This window comes from Streptomyces sp. NPDC001373, from assembly GCF_042895815.1.
Classification (GTDB): Bacteria; Actinomycetota; Actinomycetes; order Streptomycetales; family Streptomycetaceae; genus Streptomyces.
Genome location: NZ_JBIAWQ010000052.1, coordinates 1 through 4,525, shown reverse-complemented (window position 1 = coordinate 4,525; position 4,525 = coordinate 1). Strand labels below are relative to the sequence as shown.

Here is a 4,525-nt window from a genome sequence, read left to right as displayed (position 1 = left end):
GGGGGGACCCTGTGGGAGAGTAGGACGCCGCCGAACAATCATTGTGGGAAAGCCCCGCACCTTCTGGTGCGGGGCTTTTCTGCGTTTACGGGCAGATCGGCGGCCGGCCGGAGTGTGCTGGGTGCGGAGTACTACGTCCTGCACCTCACGGGTCCCGGTTGATCGTTTGACATGGAGTGCGCTCCAAGACCTAGCGTCGTGGGCAGACGGTTTTCCAGTTCGGGAGGCACCACGATGATCGACGCACGCATGCGGCACCTGGGTGAACTCGCAGTCTCTGCACAGGGGTTGGGCTGCATGGGTATGAGTCACGGCTACGGGGACTCGGACGACGAGCAGTCGATCGCGACCCTCAACCGGGCCCTCGACCTCGGGGTGAGCCTCCTGGACACCGCCGACTTCTACGGCTCCGGGCACAACGAGGAACTGATCGGCCGGGCCATCGCCGGACGCCGCGACGAAGCGGTGGTCGCCACCAAGTTCGGCTTTGCCAACCGCCTGGGCGAGCCCACCGTGATCCGCGGTGACGCCGCCTACGTGCGCCAGGCCTGCGAGGCCTCGCTGCGTCGGCTCGGGGTCGACCACATCGACCTCTACTACCAGCACCGGGTCGACCCGCAGGTGCCGATCGAGGAAACCGTCGGTGCCATGGCCGAACTGGTCCAGGCCGGCAAGGTCCGCCACCTCGGGCTGTCGGAGGCCGGCGCGGAAACGATCCGCCGGGCCCACGCGGTGCACCCGATCACCGCGCTCCAGAGCGAATGGTCCCTCTGGACCCGGGACCTGGAGGCGGAAGTCGCCCCGGTCTGCCGTGAACTGGGCATCGGCATGGTCCCGTTCTCCCCGCTCGGCCGGGGCTTCCTGACCGGCCGCTACAGCTCCGTCGAGGGACTGGCGGAGGGCGACGTACGGCGCACGCAGCCGCGGTTCGCCGACGGCAACCTCGACCGGAACCTGGCGATCGTCGCGAAGCTCGAGGAGCTGGCCGCCGCCAAGGGCGTGACCACCGGGCAGCTGGCCCTGGCCTGGGTGCAGCACCGGGGCGAGGACGTCGTGCCCATCCCCGGCACCCGGCGGCAGCGGTACCTGGAGGAGAACCTCGCCGCCCTGGCCGTCGAGCTGACGGCGGAGGACCTGGCCGCCATCGAGGCCGCGGCCCCGCGCGAACAGATCGCGGGCGCCCGCTACGACGAGTCCAGCCTGAGCTTCGTCAACCACTGAACGGTCCGCTGAACAGTCGACTGAACGGACCACGGCGGCCCGGTCGGGCGGGGGTCAGTGCCGCTGGAGGACGGCCACCGCCTCCTTCACCCGTCCGAGGGTGATCAGGTGCTCGGCCAGGTCCGTCGTGTTGTCGCACGCGTGCGCTTCGAGGACGGTGACCGCCTCCTCGACGCGGCCGGCGTCGGCGAGGAGCAGGGCGACGGACGACGCCCCGTACCAGGTGTCCCCCTCCGGGTGGGCCCGTGCCAGCTCGAGCGCCTCCTCACGCCGGCCGCAGGCGGCCAGCAGCGGAAGCCGCATCTCGAAGAAGCCCCAATCCTCCTCGCCTCGGCGGGACTTGAGGCCGTCGAGGTAGGCCAGTCCCTCCTCGGCACGGCCCTGGTCGGCGTACAGGGTGCACAGCCTGCGGACGAGCCAGTCCTCCGCACCGAGGGGCGCGTCCGCAAGGGCGCGCAGCACCTCGATCGCCTCGCCGCCCCGGCCGTGCCGCTCCAGGAGCGCCGCGAGCTGCACCGCCCCGAACCGCCGGAAGCCGTCCGAAGCCCCCGGCCTCCGGAACACGGCGATCGCCCCCTCCAGGTCGCCGCGTTCCTCCAGCAGCTCGGCCAGCCGGCACGCCGGGTTCCCGAGCTCCTCGGCGCACACCCGTAGCTCCTCGATCCTGCCGGTGCGGACCAGGAGACCGGCGAGCTGCTCGTGGCCGTGGACCGGCGAGTCGAGGGGGCCGGGCCGCAGCAGGGCCAGCGCGTCGTCGACCCGGCCCTGGCGCTCGCGGACGGTGGCGAGCAGGTACGCCGCGCCGGCGGGCGAGGGATCGCTCCGCCGGCAGGCCGGGTCCTCGCAGCGGTGACTCGCCTCGATGCGGTCGGTCAGCAGCGCGGCGACCTCCTCGTCCCGGCCCGCGATCCCGGCGACGTCGACCAGGGCGATGGCGAGGAAGGCGTCCCCGACGTGGGGCAGGAGCAGCGCGAACCCCTCGGCGCCCCGCCCCTGCCGGGCGAGCAGCCGCCCGAGGAACGCCAGCGCCTCCCGTCCCCCGCCCTCGGCGTGCGGGCGGGCCAGCGCGATCGCCTCGTCCGCCCTTCCCCAGGCCTCCAGCAGCCCGGCCGCGGCCTCGACCGCCGTCCACCACCCCGTGGCGGCATAGGGGTCGAGCAGCTCCCAGGCCTCCGTCTGCCGCCCCTCCTCGGTGAACCGCTGCGCGAGCTCCCGCGCACAGAACCACTCCCCGCGGCCGGCCTGGAACGCCACCTCCTCGACGTGCCCGAGCTCAAGCAGCCGGGAAACGAGGTACGGGGGTATGCAACGGGAGTACGACCGGAACCGGCGGTCGAGATCGGCAGCGTCCATGGGCACGCACCCTAGAAGACCCCCCTCACGCGACCGGCCGGCCCCCCGGCCGCCCGCCGCACCCTGCCCCGGTCCAGGCTCGGGGCTCACCGCTTGATCAGGGTGCGGGCGTGACCGTCCCTGAGACCATCCCCGTCGCCCATGAGCCGGGCTGTCGAACGAGCGCCATTGGCCGGTTCAGCGGCGGCCGGTTCCTGGCGTCGCTCACCCACCCGTCACGGTACGAGGACGACCTTGCCGAGGTTGCGGCGCTGCTCGATGACGGCGTGGGCGCGGGCCGCCTCGGCGAGGGGGATCTCCTCGTGAACGGTGGTGCGCAGCGTGCCCGCGGCGCGCTGCTCCCAGAGCTCGCGCTGCCAGCGGGCGTACAGGTCGGGCCGGCCGGCGGCGACGGCCCGCATCTGGAAGCCGATCACCGAGGCGCCGCGCACCAGGAGCTCGTACGCCTCCACCGTGCCGCCGCCGGAGCTGAAGGCCACCAGCCGCCCGCCCATGGCCAGGGCCCGTACGGCGGGGCCGAGCAGGTCGCCGCCGATGCCGTCGAGGACGACGTCGTACGGGGCTCCCCAGTCGGCGTCCTCGTACAGCACGACCTCGTCCGCGCCCAGGCGGCGGACGAACCCGGCCTTGTCGGCACTGCCGACGGCGGCGACCACGCGCCCCGCCCCGCCGGCCTTCGCGAGCTGGAGGGCGAGGCCGCCCACCGCACCGGCCGCCGCCGTGACGAGCACCGACTCGCCCGGCCGCACCCGCCCGGCCTCGTAGGCCCCCCGCGCCACGAGCCCGCTGCGCACGAGCGCCACCGCGTCCACGGCGGTCGCGCTCTCGGGGACGGCGGTGGTCAGCGCGCTGTTCAGGACGGCGTACTCGGCGTAGGCGTGGGCGAAACACAGCCCGGTGACACGGTCTCCGACGGCGAACCCGGTGACTCCCGCTCCGATGGAGACGACGGTCCCGGCGACTTCCCCGCCGAACGGGACCGGCCCGCTGCCCTCCCGGACCTTGCGGACGGTGGGCAGGGTGACCCCGATCGCCTCGGCCCGGACGACCAGCTCCCCGGGGCCCGCGACCGGGCGATCGACCTCCTCGGCGAACAGCACTTCGGGCCCGCCGTTGACCTCGTGGCGGATGCGCAGCACAGGACCTCCCCCGATCCGTTGATTTCATTGGGCAGCCCAACGGTAAGTCGAAAGTCGTAGGGACATCCAACGATTCATGGGTAGGGTGGGTTCATGCTCACGACCCCGCCCCTCGCGCACATCCAGTCCCTGCCCAGTTGGCTCGTCGGCCGGGTCGCGGCGCGCGGACGGGAACTGGTCGCCGAGGCCATCGCGGCGGAGGGGCTGAAGCTGATGCACCACGCGGTCCTGGCGGCGACCGCCGAGTACGGGCCGGTCGCCCAGGCGGAGCTGGGCCGCCGGCTCGCGGTGGACCCGAAGGACATGGTCGGGATCCTCAACCACCTCCAGGAGGCGGGCATGGTCCTGCGGACCCCCGACCCGGCCGACCGCCGCAAGAACGCCGTGACGGTCACCGCGCAGGGAGAAGCCGCCCTGGCCCGCTGCGCGGCGCTCGCGGAGGCGGCGAACGAGCAGCTCCTGGCCCCGCTGACGGTGGAGGAGCAGGCCGTACTGATGGGGCTGCTGAGGCGCGTCCATGAGGGACCCGCCTCGTTTTGACACCCCTGGGGGCGGGATGTAGAGTCAAACGGTTGCCTCGAACGGGACACGTTCGGCGACACCCACCCCACAGCGAATCAAATTCCATGCGGGGTGCCCTCGACTCTTCATTCGGAACGTCGAAGCCGGGAAATCCGGTGGAAAACTTCTGATAGAGTCGGAACCGCCGGAAAGGGGAAACGCGAAAGCGAAGAACCTGGAAAGCGCCGAGGAAGTCGGACACGAAAGAGTCTGATAGAGTCGGAAACGCAGGAAAGAACGAAAGCCCGGAG

The 4,525-nt window shown here is 72.4% G+C and carries 4 protein-coding genes; 2 read left to right on the top strand and 2 right to left on the bottom strand.

Annotation, left to right across the window (positions count from 1 at the left end):
- Positions 1-234: 234 nt before the first annotated feature.
- On the top strand, positions 235-1,221 hold the full coding sequence (locus tag ACFY15_RS36745) for an aldo/keto reductase (RefSeq protein ID WP_390827069.1): 987 nt from the start codon (positions 235-237) through the stop codon (positions 1,219-1,221).
- Between the two features lie 54 nt (positions 1,222-1,275).
- Here ACFY15_RS36745 and ACFY15_RS36740 read toward each other — a convergent pair whose 3' ends face one another.
- Entirely contained in the window at positions 1,276-2,574 is a 1,299-nt protein-coding gene (locus ACFY15_RS36740) for a hypothetical protein (protein WP_390827068.1), read from the bottom strand.
- 215 nt (positions 2,575-2,789) lie between these two features.
- Positions 2,790-3,713, bottom strand: coding sequence for a zinc-binding alcohol dehydrogenase family protein (locus ACFY15_RS36735; protein WP_390827067.1), 924 nt, complete (start codon positions 3,711-3,713; stop codon positions 2,790-2,792).
- Positions 3,714-3,806: 93 nt separating this feature from the next.
- Between ACFY15_RS36735 and ACFY15_RS36730 the strand changes: the two genes are divergently transcribed.
- Positions 3,807-4,253: a MarR family winged helix-turn-helix transcriptional regulator gene (locus tag ACFY15_RS36730; protein WP_390827066.1), complete on the top strand. Its 447-nt coding sequence runs from the start codon at positions 3,807-3,809 to the stop codon at positions 4,251-4,253.
- The last annotated feature ends 272 nt before the right edge of the window (positions 4,254-4,525 follow it).